This is a genomic window from Nonomuraea guangzhouensis, assembly GCF_019396345.1.
Taxonomy (GTDB): domain Bacteria; phylum Actinomycetota; class Actinomycetes; order Streptosporangiales; family Streptosporangiaceae; genus Nonomuraea; species Nonomuraea guangzhouensis.
In genome coordinates this window covers 109430-125227 of record NZ_JAHKRM010000004.1, presented here as the reverse complement: position 1 = coordinate 125227, position 15798 = coordinate 109430, and the positions used below count along the sequence as shown (strand labels likewise).

At 70.1% G+C, this 15798-nt stretch carries 9 protein-coding genes; 4 read left to right on the top strand and 5 right to left on the bottom strand.

The features are described 5' to 3' along the window. Positions 1–65 precede the first annotated feature (65 nt). Complete coding sequence (locus tag KME78_RS08725; RefSeq protein WP_219528295.1) at positions 66–4037, top strand: S8 family peptidase; 3972 nt, start codon at positions 66–68, stop codon at positions 4035–4037. Positions 4038–4099: 62 nt separating this feature from the next. Here the strand turns inward: KME78_RS08725 and KME78_RS08720 are convergent, their stop codons facing one another. The 4 genes from KME78_RS08720 to KME78_RS08705 all read right to left on the bottom strand — a co-directional run bounded on the left by KME78_RS08720 (position 4100) and on the right by KME78_RS08705 (position 11556). After that, a complete protein-coding gene (locus KME78_RS08720; RefSeq protein WP_219528294.1) occupies positions 4100–4996 on the bottom strand; it encodes an esterase/lipase family protein in 897 nt (298 codons plus the stop codon). Between the two features lie 165 nt (positions 4997–5161). Beyond that, positions 5162–8224 (bottom strand): AAA family ATPase, encoded by a 3063-nt coding sequence (locus KME78_RS08715; protein WP_219528293.1) that lies wholly within the window; start codon positions 8222–8224, stop codon positions 5162–5164. Between the two features lie 148 nt (positions 8225–8372). Then, entirely contained in the window at positions 8373–9416 is a 1044-nt protein-coding gene (locus tag KME78_RS08710; protein WP_219528292.1) for an endonuclease/exonuclease/phosphatase family protein, read from the bottom strand. Between the two features lie 40 nt (positions 9417–9456). Next, positions 9457–11556, bottom strand: coding sequence for a serine protease (locus KME78_RS08705; protein ID WP_246650754.1), 2100 nt, complete (start codon positions 11554–11556; stop codon positions 9457–9459). A gap of 212 nt (positions 11557–11768) precedes the next feature. Here KME78_RS08705 and KME78_RS66010 point away from each other — a divergent pair, with 212 nt between their 5' ends. The 3 genes from KME78_RS66010 to KME78_RS08695 all read left to right on the top strand — a co-directional run bounded on the left by KME78_RS66010 (position 11769) and on the right by KME78_RS08695 (position 15514). Further along, complete coding sequence (locus KME78_RS66010) at positions 11769–11894, top strand: hypothetical protein (protein WP_281428659.1); 126 nt, start codon at positions 11769–11771, stop codon at positions 11892–11894. A 49-nt stretch (positions 11895–11943) separates the two neighbouring features. Beyond that, positions 11944–13245 (top strand): YcaO-like family protein, encoded by a 1302-nt coding sequence (locus tag KME78_RS08700; protein WP_219528291.1) that lies wholly within the window; start codon positions 11944–11946, stop codon positions 13243–13245. Positions 13246–13393: 148 nt separating this feature from the next. Then, complete coding sequence (locus KME78_RS08695) at positions 13394–15514, top strand: NACHT domain-containing protein (protein ID WP_219528290.1); 2121 nt, start codon at positions 13394–13396, stop codon at positions 15512–15514. Here the strand turns inward: KME78_RS08695 and KME78_RS08690 are convergent. Next, positions 15418–15762: a VOC family protein gene (locus KME78_RS08690; protein ID WP_219528289.1), complete on the bottom strand. Its 345-nt coding sequence runs from the start codon at positions 15760–15762 to the stop codon at positions 15418–15420. The two genes, KME78_RS08695 and KME78_RS08690, sit on opposite strands and share 97 nt — an antisense overlap. Between the last annotated feature and the right edge of the window lie 36 nt (positions 15763–15798).

The window sequence follows — 15798 nt, the reverse complement described above, 5'->3', positions numbered from 1 at the left end:
GGATATTTCTTGACATGTCATGGTTCGGGAGAGTCGATCATGCCTGCTATCCCGCGAGGAGAACCATGACTCGTCAACGATGGCGAAGCCCGTCCATCGGGCTTTTAGCGATGGGGCTGGTGCTGTCGACCGGCATGGCCGTACAGCCATCGCCCTCGGCCACCCCCGCACCCGCCCTTTCCGGCCAGACCGCCGCCGCCGTCGAGTCGTCCGGAACACCGGCCGCGGACGCGGCGAAGATCACCCTGATCACCGGCGACGTGGTCGCCTACGACACCGGTCCCGGCGGCAGCCCCCGCCACCAGGTCACCCCCGCCCGGCGTCCCAACGGCGCCCCGGTGACCTTCATCTCCGTGCGTGATCGGAACTCCTACTACGTCTATCCCTCCGACGTGATGGGCCTGGTGTCCTCGGGCCGCCTGGACAAGGCCTTGTTCGACGTCGCCTACCTGGCCGCGAACGGCTACACCGACAAGGAGAGCGCCACCCTGCCGCTGATCGTCCAGTACGGTCAGGCCAAGCAGGCGGCGAAGACGCTGTCGGAGCAGGCCGACGCGCTGCCCGCCACCGCCGAGCCGCTCGGCCTGCCCAGCGTGGGCGGCGCCGCGGTGCGGGTGGACAAGAAGGCGGTCGGGCAGTTCTGGACCGCCGTCGACCGCCCGGCGACGGACAAGGGCGTCGCGGCCTCGCTCGACCGAGGGCTGTCGGCCATCTGGCTCGACCGCAAGGTGAAGGCAGTGCTCGACAAGAGCGTGCCGCAGATCGGCGCCCCTGAGGTGTGGGCCGCCGGCCTGAAGGGCGAGGGCGTCAAGGTCGCGGTCCTCGACACCGGCGTCGACACCACCCACCCCGACCTCGCCGACCGCATCACGGCGACCGCGAACTTCACCGAAGAGGCGGACGTCAAGGACGGTCACGGGCACGGCACCCACGTCGCCTCCACGATTGCGGGCACCGGGGCCGCCTCCGACGGCAAGTACACCGGCGTCGCGCCGAAGGCGTCCCTGCTCGTCGGCAAGGTGCTCAACAAGGCCGGCAGCGGTGACTCGTCCGGCATCATCGCCGGCATGGAGTGGGCGGTCGCCCAGCAGGCCCGGGTGATCAGCATCAGCGCCGGCGCCTGCTGCTACGCCGGGCCCGACCCGCTGAGCGAGGCGGTCGACAACCTCAGCGCGCAGTCGACGTCGCTGTTCGTCATCGCGGCGGGCAACGACTACGACAACCGGAAGATCGCGACACCGGGCTCGGCCGCGTCGGCGCTCACCGTCGGCGCGGTCGACGGGTCGGAGAAGCTCGCCCCGTTCTCCAGCAAGGGCCCGGTGCTGCGCGACTACAGCCTCAAGCCTGACCTCGTCGCCCCGGGCGTCGACATCGTGGCCGCCAGGGCCGCGGGCACGTCGATGGGCTCGGTGGTGAACGACAAGTACACCGGCGCGTCGGGCACGTCCATGGCCACGCCGCACGTGTCCGGCGCCGCGGTGCTCCTGGCCCAGAAGCACCCGGACTGGACCGGCGCCCAGCTGAAGGCCGCGCTCGTCAGCACCACCCATGACGACGGCTTCGGCGCGTACGAGCAGGGCTCTGGACGCGTGGACGTGGCGCGGGCCGTACGGCAGACGGTCGGCGCGTCCGGCAACCTCGACTTCGGCGCCCTGGCCTACCCCCACAAGGACCGCGTCACCAAGACGATCACCTACACCAACGGCGGCGACCAGCCGGTGACGCTGACCCTGAAGTCCGGCGTCACGGCCCACAAGGGCGGCGACGCGCCCGAGCGCACGCTCACCCTGGACCACGACACGGTCACCGTCCCGGCGCACGGCACCGCGCCCGTCGCCGTCACCTTCGACCCGTCGGGCCCGGCCACCTGGTACGAGGGGTTCGTGCACGCCGCCGACGCGAGCGGCGCCGTGACGGTGAACACCGCGGTGGGCGCGTTCGTGGAGCCGGCGAAGGTCACCATCAAGACCAAGATGGTGCTGCCCGACGGCGCGACCGACGTGCAGCCGATCCCGTGGGCGGTCCTGCGCACCGACGACCGCGACGACCTCGACTTCGTCTACTACCCCGACAGCGGCCCCGAGTCCCAGACGCAGGTCTACACCGGCACCTTCAGCGTGACCTCCGGCGTGAGCTGGCGCGGAACCGACGGCCAGTGGAACATCGGCATGCTGACGGAGCCGGAGTTCGCGGCCACCAAGGACACCACGATCACCCTCGACCTGCGCAAGGCCCGCCAGGTCACCCAGAGCACCCCGAAACCGACCGAGGTCTACAACTCCCAGTACTTCTCCGTGCGCAACGCGGCCAACGGCCTCGAGTCCGTCGCGTTCGAGACCACCCCCGCCTACGGGCTGCACAACTACTGGTTGCTGCCCACCCGCCCGGTCACCCAGGGCACCTTCGACGTCTCGGGACAGATCCTGCGCGGCGCGCCCGTGATCAGCATGAAGACCGACCGGCTCACCCTGCATCCCCGCTACCAGAACCTGGACCCTGTGGTTCCCAAGCTGAACGGCCGTAGCACGCTCACCCTGGTGTCCGGGGGGCGCGGCCAGGCCGCCGAACTCGCCGGCGCCGGCGTACGCGGCAAGCTCGTCCTGCTCGACCTCTCGGACCTGTGCCCGGACAACGCCTGCACGGGTAACGCGCTCGACCGGGTCAAGGCCGCGGCCGACGCCGGCGCGGCCGGGGTGCTCGGCTACGGGGCGGTCAACCGGGCCTTCCTCGAACTGACGAAGTCCTGGCCGATCTACCCGATCCCGACGATGAGCCTGACCGCCGACGAGGGCCGCGCCCTGGCCGCCCAGCTCACCAAGCGGCCGGTGAGCGTCCAGGCCGAGGGCATCACCGCCACCCCGTACATCTACTCACTGATGCTCCGCGAGCGCGTCCGCGTCCCGGCCAAGCTCGACTACGAGCTCGGCAAGCGGAACCTCTACGAGATCGAGAACCGCCTGCACTCCGACCGGCCCGCCACCGCCTCCATGTTCTGGGGGGCGACCGTGCTGACCCGCCCCGGCTATCTGCACGGTTCCCGGCTCGGCTACTCCTGGCCCGCGCGGACCGCCGTGACCGAGTACGTCGGGCCGGTCTCGCCGGACGTGTCGTGGACGCGCGAGACCCAGCTGGCCTACCCCGACGGCGACGACTCCGGCCGGACCTTCGGAATGTGGGCCACCGCCGTGGACGTCTACCCGTCGGCCGGTACGAAGACCGAGGAGTGGGGCGCCCAGCCGCGCGTGCCCGGCACTCCGGTGTTCACCGACCAGACCCGCGCCACCGGGACCACGATGTGCTTCCCCTGCCGTACCGGCGACATGTTCGTGGCCGCCCTGCCGATCCTCGGCCCGGGGCCGAACCACCAGGAGGCGTTCACCTGGAACGCGCGGTTCGACGAGACGCGCGGCGGCAAGGACGAGCTGCACCTCTACCGTGACGGCCAGGAGATCCCCATGGACGAATCGGGGACCAGCGGCCCGGTCCTGATCCAGATGCCGAAGTTCAACCTGCCGGAGGGCGAGTCCCGCTATCGCCTCACCGACAAGTTCCACACTCCGCAGCCGGCGCAGCAGTACGCGACCGACGTGGCGACGGAGTGGACGTTCCGCTCGAAGCGCCCGACCGGTGGGATGCAGACGCTCAACGACGGCCTGTGCGTCGGCTGGTTCTTCACCAGCACCCTCACCCCGTGCGAGCCGGTCCGCAAGCTCAACCTCCGCTACGACCTGGACCTGGACCTCGACAACAAGACCGCGGCGGCCAGACCGCACAAGATCACGGTCACCGGTTACCAGGGCTCCTACGACGTGCCCGACGCGCGCCTCGGCAGCCTGAAGCTCTCGGTCACCTACGACGACGGCGCCCACTGGAAGGCCGTCACCACCTCCAAGAAGAACGCCACCTCCTACACCGCGACCATCGCCCACCCCGCCCTGTCCGCCACCAACGGCACCGTGGGCATCCGCGCCCAGGGCGTGGACGCCGAGGGCAACACCATCGACCAGACGATCACCCGGGCCTACGGCCTGAAGTAGCCCCGCAAACAGATCGGCACGCCGTCCTCGTGACGGCGTGCCGATCGTCGTTTCCGGACTACTTACTGGGCCTGCTGGTCGTACAGGCCGTCCATCATCCGCAGGAGCGGCGCGGGGTAGGAGCCCGAACCCTCGTCGCTCAGCTGCCCGCCCCATGACGCCTGCCACGCGCCGGTCGAGGTCGTCCGCATGGCGGTGTGGCTCAGCGTCCCGCCGTCCGCGTTCTTGTCATAAAGCGCCCAATGATGGGCAGTGCGCTTGTTGGTCGCCGAGTCCGCGCTGACCGTGTCGTCGTGGCTCGAGGCGAGGAAGGTGTAGTCCGTACCCATTTGGGAGAGTGGTTGTTTCCCCAGCCAGCTGATGAAGCCGCTGCCCGGGCGCATGTCGCTGCACTGCTCGTGGGTGAGGGCGCAGGCGGTCACCAGCGCGCTGCCGATGCCCTGGTGCGGCGTCGCGAGCGTGACCATGTCCTCGATGTACAGGTAAGGAGGCCAGGCGATGGGCCACACGGTCGCCCCGATGTTGTTCTTGTCGACCGTCAGTCCGCTCAGGTCGGGCGGCGTCTTGCCCACGCCGTACCTGTTGACGCCTTCGATGGCCGCCTTCGCGACCAGGCCGCCCATGGAGTGCGTCACGACGTCGACGGCGACGTCATGGCTGGAGTACAGGTAGTAGACGGTCCACGCGAACTGGCGGCCGACCTCCTGGATGCGCGTGTCGGTGGTGCCCTGGAGCCGGAGGTCGCAGTTGGTGGCCTTGTTGTAGTAGCCGAAGGTGACGACGTCGCCCCAGCCGTTGGCGTTCAGGAGGTTCTTGGCGTCTTTCCAGGAGCTGGCGCAGTTGGTGTCGGCCTCGCGGTCGAACCCGTGGACCATGAGGGTGACCCGGTGCCCGTCACTCCGCGCGGGCGCGGCGGCGGAGGCGGCCGGTGCGGTGGCGATCAGGGCGGCTGCGATCATCGCCCCGACCAACGGCAGGGCTAAACCGGATCTGAGTGATCTGTGCATCCACGCTCTCCGTTTCCGTGAGGTCGGAAGCACGGTAAAGCGCGGACGATCATCTGCGAATCGGTCGGCCGGTGGCACATATCCGGTCATGCCGGACATATGACTAAGTAGCGGTGGTCACCTGCTTAGGTCGAGCCCGGTGAGCTGGGCGCGGGAGGCCACGCCGAGCTTGGGAAACGCTTTGTACAGATGATGTCCCACCGTACGCGGGCTGAGGAACAGCCGCGCGCCGATCTGCCGATTGGACAGCCCCGCCGCCGCGAGCCGTACCACCTGACGCTCCTGCGGCGTCAGCCGGTCGAGCAGACCGCCACTCGCGGACACCGCGGCCGCCTCACCGGCCGCCTCCAACTCGCCATGGGCCCGCCGGGCCCACGGCACCGCGCCGAGCGCGTCGAACCCCTCAAAGGCCGCGCGCAGCCGCAGCCGCGCGTCCGAACGCCGATGCGCCCGCCGGAGCCACTCGCCGTACAGCAGCTCGTTGCGCGCCTGCTGGAACGGCTGGTCAGCGGGTACGGCCACAGCCCGCGCGAAGTGCTCGCCCGCCTCGTCGCCCTGGGCCAGCAGCCCCCTGAGCCGGGCGGCGACGGCGGTCGCCCACGGGCGGTCCACGACCACCGCCCACCCCTCGAACCCGGCCGCCGCCCGCACCGCCAGATCGTCCCGCCCGGCGCGCACCGCCGCCTCGACCAGGTCGGGCGCCGCGTAGAGCGCGACCACGGGGTGGCGCTGACCCGCCGTCTGGAGGTGGTCGAGAGCGGCCCCGGCCCGGCCCCAGCCCAACTGCGACAGCCCGAGCGCCCAGGCGGCGAGCGCCCGGGTGGCCTCGACGTCGCCGTCCGCCCGCGCGGCCAGCTCCCGGCAGCGTTCCTCCTCCCCGCCGACCGCGGCCATCCAGGCGAGCAGGCCGTGCACGTGTCCGGCCCGATGGGCCTGGTGGATGTCGGAGGCGACGCTCAGCGCCTCCGACGCGGCGGCCGTCGCCTCGCGGTGCCTGCCGCGCAGCAGCTGCGCCTGCGCTAGCAGCGCGAGCGCCTGGGGGAGCACGCCGATCAGGCCGTGCTCTCGACACCGCGCGACCAGCGACCCGGCCAGCTGGTGGGCCGTCACTTCATCGCCCGAGATGATGCTCAGGGAGGTGGCGAGCGGCAACAGCTCGCCGAACTCGCCCGCCAGTGCGGCGACCGCCCGGATGGGGGAGACGTCCGTCACTGGCTGCCCCGCCACGAGCCGCGCCACGACCGCCATCCCGGCGGCGAGCTCGGCCGCTGTGCGGATGGGGGAGACGTCCTCTGCGGGCCGGCCATCCTCCACCACCATTCCCGCGGTGAGCGGTCCTCTGGGTAGGGGGAGTGCGCTGAGCCGCAGGTCGGCGTCGTGGGCGAGCTTCGGGTCGGCCGCGAAGGAGGCGTAGTGGATCGCCTCGGCCAGCATGCGGGCCGCCAGGGCGGGGTCGGCCGTCAGTACGTACTCCGCGCCCTCGGTGAGCAGCCGCCCCGCCGCGCTCGGCGAGCCTTGTTCCACCTCCACGCAAGCCCGTACCCGGGCGAGGCCGGCGTGCTCGGCCGGGGTCGTGGCGAACGGCGCCGCCCGGTCGGCCAGCCCGATGGCGCGCTTCAGCTGCCCGGCCTGAACCGCCAGCTCCGCCGCCGCGATCAGCCGGCGCGCCGTGTGGACGGTGTCGGCGGTGAGGTCGGCAGCCCGCTCGTACGCCACGGACGCGGCAGCCGACCCTTGCCGATCGCGCGCCCGTACGGCCGCGCGCTCCAGATCCCCGGCGACCTCCTCGTCCGGACCGGTAGCGGCGGCGGCCCGATGCCAGGCCCGCCGATCGGCCCGCGCCTGACCACCCAGAGACTCGACCGCCTGACCGTTCAGGGGCGGTGCCGCCTGACCGTTCAGGGGCGGTTCCGTCCTGTCGTGGAGGGCTGTGGCCGTCCGGGCTTTCAGGTGCCTGGTCACTTGGCCGGTCAGAGACATGGCTGTCTGGTCGCCCAGGCACCCCGCCGGCTGGGCGCTCAGCGACTCCGCCAGTGCCAGGTGGGCGGCGACCCGGCGGAAGTACGGCGCGCCGCGATAGGCCGCGCTCCTGATCAGCGGATGCCGGAACGACAGCCCGGCCGCCGAGAGCTGGATCAGCTCCTCACGTTCGGCGAGCGCCAGGTCCGCGACCGTCGCGCCGAGACGGGCGGCGGCCCGCAGCACCAGATCCAGATCCCCGGTGTCATCGGCCGCGGCGACGAGCAGCGCCGTCCTGGCCGGCTCGGGAAACCGGTCGATATGGGCCTCGAACGTGTTCCGCACCCGCTGCGACAGCGGCCCCGACTCACCCGCGAACGGCAGCGGGCTCAACCGGCCCGCCCGCTGCTCGGGGGTCAGCACGGCGGCGAACTCGATCAGCGCCAGCGGATTGCCCGCCGCCTCGTCGAGGACCCGACGCCGCACCTGCGGCGCCAGATCATCGGCCCGCTCGCTCAGAAACGCCTCAGCCGCCGCCGCCTCCAACCGCCCCAGCCGCAGCTCGGCCACCCCGGTCGAGGCCAGCGCCTCCATCCGCGGCCGGGTATCTCCGGGCGCGGCCATCGGTTCCACGCGCGGCGGCGCCACCGTGGGTACGGCGAGCGCCCCCATCCACGGCGAAGTCTCTCCCGGCGTGGTCATCGCGTCGGGCCGTGGGGTGGCCGCGCCGTCCCTGGACGCGAACAGCATGACCACCCCCTCGGCGTTCAGCCGCCTGGCCGCGAACAGCAGTGCGTCGGCAGAGGCGTCGTCGAGCCACTGCGCGTCGTCGATCAGGCACAGGATCGGCCCGTCTCCGGCCAGGTCCGACAGCAGCGTGAGCGCCGCCAGCCCGACGAGGAACCGGTCGGCCACCCCGGCCGGCGCCGCCCCGATCGCACCGCGCAGCGCCGCCGCCTGACCGGACGGCAACCGCTCGACGTGCCCGAGCACCGGCCGCAGGAGCAGGTGGAGGGCGGCGAACGGCAGTTCGGTCTCCGACTCCACACCCAGCGTCCGCAGCATCGGCCAACCGGCGGCCCGCTCGGCGGCGTAGTCGAGGAGCGCCGACTTGCCGATGCCGGTCTCGCCCTTGACGATGACCGCGCCACTGCGTCCGGCCCGGGCGGCTTCGAGCAGCGCGTCGACCTCGGCCTGCTCGGCCCCGCGTCCGTGTAACATCCGGCCTCCCGACGATCAAGTCAAGGAGTCAGTATGGAACCTCGACAAGGCTCCGGTAAGACGAACGCTTCTCGCAAAATCTCGGCAGGCGGAGCAAGGCCACCGTGCAGTGGTCACGCGGTCGGTGGTGTCGGCGGCTGGTATCGACTCAGGAGTGGGTGAGGGTGACGCTGGCCGGGCGGTGGTCGGTTGCCCGCTGGTCCCGTGCGGATCCGTCGCCGGCGATCTGGGCGGCCCAGGCTTGATGTTCGACGAGACCGGATCCTGGCACCTTGGTCAGTGGTGAGCCGCCATTCGTCAGGGCGGGCGAGAGGAGGATGTGGTCCAGCAGCACGCGCCGGTGCGCCTCCTCGGTGACGAAATCGTCGAACTCGGCACTGAAACGCTGGTTCTCAGGGACATCGGCCTGGGCGTGGCCGAAGAGTCGCTCGGGCCGGTACGGCGAGCCGACGAGGATGTCGGTGACGTTGTGCGCGAGGTACAACTCCTCGAAGAAGTCCTGGCCGGGGCCGTCGTTCAGGTCTCCGAGCACGATGATCGCCGAGCTCGGATCGGCGTCCATGCGCTGCTCCGTGGCCCTGCGGATGCGCATCGCCTCGGTGGCGATCCGCCGCCGGTTCCGCAACGCGGCCCGGATGAACTCCGGTCGCCGCGCGGGGTCATGCCACATCTCGCTGCCCTGGTTGATGAAGTTCGACTTCAGATGTGCGACCACCACCTGCAACGTGATCCCGTCGACATCGATGGTGCAGCACAGCGGGTTTCTGGTGAACGCGTACTCGTCGAGAACCGCGTCACCGTCGACGTCGGCCAGCCACGGCTCGATGAACAGCTCCACCTCGTCCGAAGGAGTGAGGGCGCCCGCGACACGGTCGGGTTTGAACAACAGGGCCAGCTTCTGGCTCCCACCGGAATCGCCCTGCACGAAGTCATACGTGGCGGTGCCGTCGACGGTCAGATACTCCTCGATGAACAAGGCCAGCTCCGCCGGGCGGCTCGGCGCCTCCACCAAGGCGACGATGTCCGCGTCGATGGCGGAGATCAGTCCGGCCAGGCGGCCGGCGGCCTGCGCGGTTACTCCTTGGTCTCCATCTCGGGAGAATGTCGGCTTGAAGGCCGCCGGCTGAGCGTCGAGGGTGAACCAGTCGTTCATCCACTCGCCGTTGACCGTCGTGACCTTGAGTGTCGTCATAGTTCCGTCTCCGTCCGTCCCTTTATGGCGCCGCCGGGTTTCATACCGGGGTCGGTGAGGTGAGTGAGGCTCCGATCGCCTGGGCGACCTCCGGGTGAGCGAGGTACTCCTCGATGTCGTGGGCATGGCCCGCCGGGTTGGCGACGGGGGTTTCGACCAGTTCCCCCTGCCAGTGGTCACTCAGCGGGCAGCCGATGGAGACCGGATCGCTGGGGCACCAGGCGTTGAACCAGTGGGCCACCCGGTCTGGACGCTGGGGCCCGCCGGCGAGCAGGCGCTCAAAGACGCTGTCCAGCCCGAGCGGGCTGCCGGCGGTGACGAGGAGTTCGACTTCGATCCTCGGGTCGATCCGGGTGAGCAGGTCCATGGCGACCACCGTGCCCAGGCTGTGGCTGACCAGGACCAATTGGCCGGTTCGCGGCATCGTCTGGAGCACGCAGTCCAGAACGGTATCCCGGATCCGCTGGTTGTCGAGGTAGGCGGCCACATCGGCGAAGATCGCGGCTATGAGCAGCTGATCCAGGTTGGTGGTGTCGGCCAGCCAGCTCAACCCCTGGTGTACGGCATCGCTCAGCCCTTCCTCCCTGGCCGGGTGTTTGGCGGGCCGGCCTGCTTGGGCCGCCGCCTCGATGATCATCTGCTCGTACAGCCGCCGAGTGCTGCCGGATCCCGGTGCGGCCGCCTCGACGGGATCGCCGGCGGCCTCCCATGGCGAGTGGGGGATGCCTTCGCGGGTCTGCATGGCCTGGACGAGCTGGGACCCGTAGAAGGGGAACCAGACGTCGGCCGGTGCGATCGTGGGCAGACACGCGCGGGTGAGTCCGCCGTTCAACGCGGCGGTCCAGTACCGGCGCAGTTGCTCGGGGTCGTGTCCCTGCTGGCCGCGGCCGTGCAGGAAGACCAGGTGCCTGGACCCGCCGAACGCGGTCGGGCCGGCGGCCAGACCGATGCGGGCCGCGGCGGTCCGTACGTGCGTGGCATCCACTCGTACGTCTGTCTCGACGGACAGCCCGTCAACCGAAGGGGCGGGAGGCGGGATCAATCCGGTGACAACCGGCCGAGCGGCGGTGCCGTCCTGGAGCCCCGACTCTGACCCCATCTCGGCCAGGAACGCCAGGCGGGCGTCGTCGAGCGGCAGCGTGGCCAGCTGCTTGAGTATGACGCTGATGCGCACGCCCTCGTTGGAGATCCAGTCGATGGCGTCGTCGCCGTCTCCCTCTTGCCAGATCTGCCCGTCGCGCCGCAGAACTCGTCCCTGGTCGTCGGTCCTGGGCACGCCACTGTGGTGGAGTGCCGTCACTTCCCATTGGTCGTTGAACACCGGGGAGCCGGAACTGCCGGGCTCGGTGTCGGTCTGGTACTGGATGAAGCGGTCCAGCCGTGCCTCCAGCCGGTTTTCGCGGATGGAGATCTCTTTGAGCCGGCCGCTGGGATGACCGACGATGTTCACCGGCTCTCCGATGACCAGCTTGCCCGTCTGAACACTGAGCCTGTTCCAGCCGAACGTCTCCCCTGGGGGCCGGCCGTCGGAATCGGGGCTCACCAGGACCAGGGCGAAGTCGAGATCGTAGTCGGCGATGAAGAGGGTGTCCGGGGCGAGGGCGAACCGCTTGGACACGTCAGGGGCGTTGTCGATGGTGACCTGGGCGTCGAACTCCACGAAGGCCGACCGTGCCGCCGTGGCGTCGGGGAACACGTGGTGATTGGTCAGCAGCAGCCTCGGTGAGACCAGGAAGCCGGTGCCGAGCGGGATCTCGCGGCCGTTCTCGCTGACCGAGATCCGTGCGACGGTCCGTGCGGCCCGTGCGCCACGGGGCAGGAAGCTCCACGCCTGCAGGTCTTTGGCCACTCCGAGGATGCGCTCGTACATCTTCGGCTGGTCCAAGCTGTCGGCACGGATGGCCTCCATCGCCGCGTCGGCCGGGATCCCGTTGCGCTGGATGAGGCGGGCGGCGCGGGCCGCGAGCATCTCTGGCGAGTCGGGGAACGCCTCCCCCCGCTCCTGCCTCCGCCAGGCGTCATAACGGTCGGCCCCGCTCCAGCGGTACCGCTCGGCGGCCGCCTGCGTCCGCGCCAGCTTATTTTCCCGGACTTTTGTTGATATATCCATAGCGACCCGCCACTCCACTAAAACGGGCATATCACAATAAATATGCGCGTTGCGACGAGCTGGCGTCCAGGGAGCGATGGGCGAATTGACTCGCCGCAAGTACGCCTTTGCTCCCGCGTGACCCGATGCGAAAGCGCCCTAATCTGTGGTTAAGTTAAGCCCCTATATGCGTAAATATGTCATTAAATGACTTATGTTCATTTCTGTGGTATTTGTCGAGGGGATGGCGAAGGGGGAGCCTCATGGGAAATGTCGTGGATTATGTGCCGGTCGAGTCGTTGGACAGGTCCACTCAGCAGCTGACCCCGGCCGAACTCGACCGCCTGGAGGAACTGTCATCCGCGATGCCCGGCGATGGCGAGCAGTAGGCCATATCGGGATCCGGAATCTTGCGCCCTGCCGCGCGGCGCGGAGACGGTGAACCGGGCGTTCTGCGAGGTGGAGCGGGCGGTGCCGTTGGGCGAGGCCAGAAGGCGAGTGGAGGTGGCGCTGGCCGCGCTGGGCCTGCGGGCGGAGCTCATGGACGCGGGAGAGGGCCGCGATCCGACCGCCTGGTGGTGCGGGCTGCTCGGCGGCGCGGGGGAGCAATCCCCGATCGCGTGCGGGATGGGTAAGGGGCGCCCGGAAGAGGCCCGCGTGGGTGCGCTGTTCGAGGCCGTCGAGCATTTCCTTACCGGCCCCGCGGGGTTCGACCCCATCGGCGTTGAACCTGCCGCGCCGGCCGAGCTCGCCACTGGACCGCTGCGTGGGGACATCTGCGCACTGCTGCTGGCCCGGATGCCCGGCAGGCGAATGGCCTGCCTGCGTTATCGAGCCCTCGGCGGGGGTCGGGAGGCGCTGGTGCCGCTGTTCCTGTTCGCCCCCTGGTACGTCGAGACCGGCGCCGCGCGACTGCGCCGGCTGGCCGGGGACGACTGCGACTACACCCACCTGATGCGCTACAGCTGCAACAGCGGCTCCGCCGTCGGCGTCACCACCGCCGAGGCACTGCTGCACGCCCTCAACGAGGCGATCGAGCGGGACGCGCTGTCCCTGCTCCTGGCGCGGGCCTTCCTGGGCGGGGATGGTCTCCGGCTCCGGCTGATCGATCCGGACACGCTGCCGAACGGGCTCGCGCGAGCGTACGCCACGGCGGGAGAGCTGATCGGCTCACCGGTGCACCTGCTGGACATCACCAGTGACGTCGGAGTGCCGACCATGCTGGCGTACACGGCCCCCACCGCCCTCCATCCGCACCGGCGCGGTGCCGGGACCTCGCTGAGCCCGGCCTACGCCGCCTGGCGCGCCCTCACCGAGCTGATCCAGACCACCCTCGGCGAGAGGCTGTCGAGCACCCCCACGCAGTGCGATCTGGCCGGCTTGGCGGCGCACCCGAAACTGCACGCGTGCGGGCGGTTCGACCTCACCGATCTCCTGCGTGAGGCGCGTGTGGTCCCCTTCCCGCAGGTCGTCGAAGTGGTTGCGACTCCCGGCGGCCAGTCGCGGAAGGTGGCCGCGATGCTGGCCGCGCGGGGTCACCTGGCCTACCACCGTACGGTGTGCGTTCTCCCCGGCGGGGTCACCGCCGTGCACGTGATCGTGCCGGCTCTGGAGCGGTTCATGCTGGTCACCAACGGCAACCTCGTCATCCCCGGCCGCCGGGGGCAGGCCGCCGCGACGGGCGGGGCAGGTGCCTTTCACCTGCCTGGGGAAATTTCCGAATCGATGCCACCCGATTGACGATGCCATCAATGAGGCAGCCGGTTTTTCCGTTTTACCGACCTTGCGTGTGGAGTTTGCGGGCCTGTTTTCATATGAAATATGCCCACAATGGATTATGTCTTCACAATACTGGCGGCAGAATCGCAAAGCCATATGGTGGATGGTGTTGGGCGTTTTGCTCCTAGCTCTGGCCATCGCGCTCATGATCGTGGCTCAGCTGTTGCCGCAGGGCCCGGGGACACGGGTCGGAGTCCTCCAGATCATCGCGGCGGCGGGCAGTGTGATGACGCTGGGCAACGGTCTGGTGCCGTACCTGTTCTGGTGGCGTAAACGCGGCGAGCCCGTGCCCGTGCCGACGTCCGCCGACATCGGCAAGGCGAAGGACGTCCTGGCCGGCCTGGTGACTCAGCAGTGGCGCGACGAGACGGTCCTGCGCTCTCTGGGCGATCCCGAGCCCATGCCGCTGGCCTGGCGCTCGACCGAACGCCGCGAACTGGCCGACCATCCTGAGATCATCGCCAAGGGCGCTGTGGCCTTCCCCGGCGTGGACGTGCACATGGCGGACATGGTGCGCAACTTCCGTGCGCTGCGCTGCCGCCGGTTGATCATTCTGGGCGGTCCTGGCACCGGGAAGACGACCCTGGCCGTGCAGCTGGTGCTCGAACTGCTGCGCACGCGGCAGCCAGGGGAGCCCGTCCCGGTGCTGCTGTCGGCCGCGCGCTGGAACGACCGCGTACATCCGCAACTGCGGGATTGGCTGGTCGCGAGCCTGGCGGCGGACTATCACGCGCTGCGCGCCGAGGGCCTCGGCCCCGACATCCCGGAGACGCTCGTGGCCCGCAGTGAGGTGCTGCCTGTCATCGATGGGCTGGACGAGTTGCCGGAGGCCGCCCGCGCGGCCATGCTCACCGCGCTCAACCGCGGGATGTACGAGACCGACCAGCTCATCCTCACCTGCCGCACGACGCAGTTCGCCCAGGCCGTGGCGGAGATAGGCGACGTCATCACAGCGACGGCGGTCATCGAGCCGCAGCCGATGTCCCCCGCCGCCGCGACCGACTACCTGCGGGCGTGCCTTCCCCCCGTGCCCCACCCCATCTGGCTCGAGATCCTGGAGGCGCTGCGCACGGGCGCCGCCCCAGCCCTGTCCAAGGTCGCCTCGGCCTCCCTGGGGCTCTGGCTGGTCCGTGCCACCTACATCGCACCGCGGGTGGATCCGACGCCGCTGCTGGAACTCGGGCGCGGCAGTGCGGCCGAACTGCACGACCATCTGTGCGATCAGCTCATCCCCGCCCTGGTGAGCACGCGGCCGCCCGTTCCCGGCCCACCTCGGCCCTTCCGGCCGCGGTACGCATGGACCTCGGATCAGGTCAGCCGCTGGCTCACGTACCTGTCCCGACAGGTCACGCTCAAGGGGGAGGACTCGCTCGACATGGCGTGGTGGCACCTGGCTCGCCACACGCCCAGCCGTCCGGTCCGGGTGTGGGCCGGCATGGTGATCGGAGTCGTGGTCGGTTTGGCCTTCACCCTGCTGACCCGGCTCCCCGTCGCCGGCGTGGTCATCGGCCTGCTGTCCGCGCTGGTAGTCATGATCATGATCGGATCCTGGTTCACCGAGTCGCCGGGCCATGCCGACTTCCAGCTCCGCGGCCGGCTCTCCGAGGTCCTCCGCGTCCTCAGGGATGGGCTTCTCGTCGGAGCTCTGGGGGCTCTCGTCGGCTGGCTCATGGGCGGTTCGGTGGGCGGAGTGAAGGCCGGTCTGGCGGGAGTCGTGCAGGGGGGCTTGGCGGGCGTGAGGGACATCGGCCTGCTGTCCGGCGTCGGGTTCGTCGTCGTGCTCGGCCTGATCCGCTGGGTCGAGCGCCCCGCCACCACCGCGACCGCGAGATCCCCTCGCTCGACCTGGCAGGCCGACCGGAAATTGACCGTCATCCGGATCATCAGCGGGCTCGTGGTCGGGCTCATGGCCGGGGCCATCGGGGTGCGGGCACACCTGCCCACAAGCGTGGCGATCGTGGGCGGGCTGTTGCTGGGGCTGCTGTCCGGGCTCATGCTGGGCAGCCACCACGCCTGGCTGGCCTACAACCTGACGGTGCCCCGCCTGGCCACCAAGGGGATGCTGCCCCTGCGGGCCATGAACTTCCTGGACGACGCGCACCGCCTGGGCCTGCTGCGTGCGGAGGGGCCTTACTACCAGTTCCGGCACATCGAGCTGCAGCGGCATCTCGCGCGCGGGCAGCATGCGACACCCGGGGAGCAGCCGCAGCAGCCGTCACCGCTGCCGTGACTCACGACCTGCTCCAGCGGGACAGTGCTGATCAGGCAGAGATCCGCGCTGCCGGGCACGGCACGCGCGGCCTTCGGCTCGAATTCGTGGCCCGCCTCGTGCAGATTGATCTTTGAACGGCCGAACGCGAGCGCCCGGCGTCCCTCGAAGGTGACCGGCTCCATGCCGAGAACGCGGCTGTAGAAGTCGACCGTCGCCTCCAGATCGGCGACGGTCAGCACCAGGTGGTCGAGGCGGTCGATACGCATCAGGGGTCCCCTCATCGCTCTGGCCGGTACAGGAGG

Coding starts and splice junctions, on each gene's coding strand:
- KME78_RS08710 (WP_219528292.1), bottom strand. CDS start 9,416: ATGACGACACTCAAGGTCACGACGGTCAACGGCGAGTGGATGAACGAC.
- KME78_RS08715 (WP_219528293.1), bottom strand. CDS start 8,224: ATGTTACACGGACGCGGGGCCGAGCAGGCCGAGGTCGACGCGCTGCTC.
- KME78_RS08720 (WP_219528294.1), bottom strand. CDS start 4,996: ATGATCGCAGCCGCCCTGATCGCCACCGCACCGGCCGCCTCCGCCGCC.
- KME78_RS08705 (WP_246650754.1), bottom strand. CDS start 11,556: ATGCCCGTTTTAGTGGAGTGGCGGGTCGCTATGGATATATCAACAAAA.
- KME78_RS66010 (WP_281428659.1), top strand. CDS start 11,769: ATGGGAAATGTCGTGGATTATGTGCCGGTCGAGTCGTTGGACAGGTCC.
- KME78_RS08690 (WP_219528289.1), bottom strand. CDS start 15,762: ATGCGTATCGACCGCCTCGACCACCTGGTGCTGACCGTCGCCGATCTG.
- KME78_RS08725 (WP_219528295.1), top strand. CDS start 66: ATGACTCGTCAACGATGGCGAAGCCCGTCCATCGGGCTTTTAGCGATG.